We start from the raw sequence: 3,852 nt of genomic DNA, 5'->3' as shown, positions 1-3,852 counted from the left end.
AGTACCTAAGTGACGCTTCAAGCACCCAATACACAGTACCAGAACACAGTGTGACAATCACTCCAATCACAAGAGCACAAAGCGAAGCTCTATCAGCAACAGCCATCAAAGATGCGGTTACTGTAGACAACAAAGCAAGTGTAGTGAAAAAAGGAGCCTTACCAGAAAGTATCGGTAAGAACAAGATTGCAGCGACGGTAACCTATGATGATCAAAGTACAGAAGATGTAGAAATTCCGTACACAATCAAACCAGACGCACCAAGTGTTCAAACAAGTATAGGAAAAGCAGGAGCAACCAGTGTAACTGTAAACGGAGTCACTCCAGGAACAACCGTAGTCTTGTATGATGTAAGCAATCCAACAAATCCAAGAGAATTAGGACGCAAAGACATCACAGGAACAACGGGAGACGCCAAAGAAAATGGAGTAGACGTAACAGTCACAACTCTAACAAAAGATCAAAAAATCGCAGCGAAAGTGATCTACAAACCAACATCACAAGACGAGCGAACAGAATCAGACTTAGGAGAAAGCCTAACAGTTAGAGAAGGACTAGCCGTAAATAGCATCCATGCGATTAAGGGTGAGGCTTACACAGGCGAAGCTAAAGGACGTATTCGTTACAACGACAATACAGACGAAGCGCTTAGAACAAATCTACCAGACAACGCAACAGTAGAATGGAAAGATAACCAAGCACCAGACTACAACGCGGTTGGAACAAGAAACTACACAGCGGTAGTGACAATACCAGGACAAGGAAGTACAGAAGTAGAAGTACCTGTCCATGTATATCCAACTGCTAGCTTGAAGAAATCAAGCTACACGAACAAGTTGGGTAGCTTGTCAAACGGCACAGAAGCTTCTAACTATGTTTCATTTGAAGGTACAGACAGTAAGCCAAATAACGTAACAGTTCGTTGGAAAGATGGTACCCCAGATGTATCTAGCGTGTCTGCAGACCGTAAGGCTAAGATAGAAGTTGTCTACCCAGGAAATGGCTCTGCGACGGATACAGTTGTGAGAGAATTGGAAGTATCCCTTCCAACCTACCACTCGGTAGCTAAGGCTACAGAGTACACTCTAACAGTAGGAGAAAACTTCGACACAAACGCGAAGAACTATGTGACAACAAGTCCAACAGCGCCACAAGGTATAGAATACGCATGGAAGACAGATGGCACAGCCAACCAAGAATACGGTTCAGATACATGGGGCGGAGTAAATGGCGACTGGATTGGTAAGAAGACCAACAAGGTTAAGGTTTACTATCCAAACGCAGATGGAGGCAATGAGAAATCAGAAGCTCTAGCAGAAGAGACACAAGAAATCACCTTCATCAAAAAACCAGCCAAACCAAGCATTACAACCGACTTGGAATGGAAATCAGGCACAAGATCAGTAGTAGAAGTAGGCAATGTCACAAGCGGCACACGAGTAGTCTTGTATGATGAGCAAGGAAACGAGCTAGGACATACAGACGTACCAAAAGGCACAGACTATGCGACAGCAACGACTACAACCATTACACCGACAAAAGACTTACCAAAAGGAAAAGTCTACGTCAAAACAATCTACATGCCAGATAACCAAGCAGAGAAAGTAGAATCTGACAAATCAGATGATGTGACAGCTAAGTTAAACGAGCTAAGTGCAAAAGGAAGCATCCAAACACTAGCAGGCTCAGGCAACATAGCAGGCACAGACACTTTAGATGCGCAAACCTTGGGCAAACTCTTACGTCAAGGCAATGCAGGAGTAGACTTTACGGGAGCAACGGCTCAGTGGAAAGACAAAACAGCATTAGAAAAAGGCGTTGCAGGAACACGAGTAGAAACCTTACTAGTTAAACTAAAAGGTCAGACAGAAAAGCAAGAAGTACAAGTAACGGTGACAACTCTAGCCCAACCAAGTGCAAAAGCAGTCTTGAAAGCAAAAGATGCCAACATCACAAATGACAATCTATCACACTACGTAACAGCAGAAGGCAATGGCACACTAAGTTGGGAAAATGATCCAGCAGAAGTCAAAGTAGGACAAAGCTTACCACGTATCAAAGTAACGTATCCACAAAATGGAGTAGCATTGACAGACATAACAGATCAATACATCACTCCAAGTGTATACAGCTTAGAAGCAAAAGCAGATGCGAAAACGACTGTAACGGTAGGAGACACCTTCAATCCACAGGCAAGTGACTATGTCGTACCAGTAGCAAACACAAGTGCGTTACCAAACGGAACAACCTACACATGGAAAGATGGCAATGCACCGACATCAGCTACAGTAGGAAAAGCAAACTACACAGTAGTGACAAGGTTTGGAACAGGTACAGACGTACCAGAAGAACTTCGAGGTCAGAGTGTAGAAACTACAGTAGAGATTACAGTCCTATCACAAAAACCATCGCAACCAGCCTTAGCCCAAGACCGAACAAGTTTAGAGATTACAGCAGTAGTAGGTAAAGAGGATTCAAGAAAAGCAGAACTTCGCTTTACAGACGCAGCAGGTCAAGAACAGACAGTAAGCTTCACAAAAGGAACAAACGGACAATGGGATAAAGATGATGCCAATGCACAACCGACCGTTCAAATTACAAACAACGTAGATGGAACAGCGACAGTGCACATGACAAGTGGAACAGCCAAAGTAGGAACAACCGTATACGCTAAACAGAAGAAAGACAACTCAGAGTTTAGTGAAGAGGGAAGCCTTGTAGCTAAAGACCGCTTAAACGGCGTAAATGCGACAACAAAAGCTGATGGTTCAGTAGATGTAACAGTTCCACAAGAAGCCGACAAAGCAAGAGTAACCTACACGCCAGAAGGAGAAACATCACCTAAGACGGTAGAGATTACAAAACAAGCAGACGGCAACTGGGCACTACCACAAGACTCAGGACTAGAACTTCGCAAAGACGACGCGACAGGTCAAGTAACCGTAACCGTACCAGCAGACAAAGTCAAAGATGGAACAAAAGTTACGGGAGATGCCGAAAGCGCAACGAAACTAAGTGAAGAAAAAGAAGCGACTGCAAAAGCACCGCAACCAAATGAGTTTAGTGAACATGTACGCGACAACGGCGATGTAGAAATTACAATTCCAGAAAATGCGGACAGCGCAACCATCAACTATCCAGTAAGCGATACAGAAATTAAGACAGTAACGCTTACAAAAGAAGCAGATGGAAGATGGACAGCGCCACAGGACTCAGGTATCACGATTACAAATCCACAAGACAATAGCGCAAGCAAAGTAACTGTACCAAGCGATAAGATTTCAGGCAACCGTACGATTACAGCGACAGCTAAGGCAGGAACAGGAACAGGAGAAAGTACACAACGCGACTTCACTACAACTGTACCAGAGCATCAAAAACCAACTGTAGCAGAAATCACAGTAGGGGCAGGAGCAACGCCAACAGCAGAGCAAATCAATGCGGCAATAACAGCTACTAAGAAACAAAACGCAGTAGCCAAAGGAAACTTAACACCAGTAGGTGCAGGAACAAGCGCGACAGTCAAAGCAGTAGTAACTTATGCGGATGGATCAACAGAAGAAGTAGATGTAACGGTTAACTCTAAGACAGCTACCCCAGATCAAGTGGTGGCAAGCCACAAACAAAATGGAGATGCAGTCTTAACACCGCCAACAAATGCGGACAAAGTAACCATCACGTATACGGACAAAGTTGGAGCACAACAGACGGTCAAACTATCAAAAGAAGGCCAAAACTGGAGTGTAACAGAAGGAAAAGCAGGTTTACTACAGGATGGCAAAGTGGTACTAGGATACAAAGACATCGACAGAAGTCAAGCTATCCAAGCAAGTGCCACAGCAGGAAGCGACA

1 protein-coding gene is annotated in these 3,852 nt (G+C 44.2%); it reads left to right on the top strand.

Annotated elements, in window-relative coordinates:
* Nucleotides 1-50: 50 nt before the first annotated feature.
* Nucleotides 51-3,852: Rib/alpha-like domain-containing protein (locus tag WKI23_RS09290; RefSeq protein WP_368079723.1), on the top strand; the 3,802-nt coding region annotated here is incomplete at its 3' end.

Source organism: Streptococcus pseudopneumoniae (genome assembly GCF_038148955.1).
Lineage (GTDB): Bacteria > Bacillota > Bacilli > Lactobacillales > Streptococcaceae > Streptococcus > Streptococcus pseudopneumoniae_T.
The sequence above is the reverse complement of the archived record's forward strand: the minus strand, read 5'-3'. Positions and strand labels throughout refer to the sequence as shown.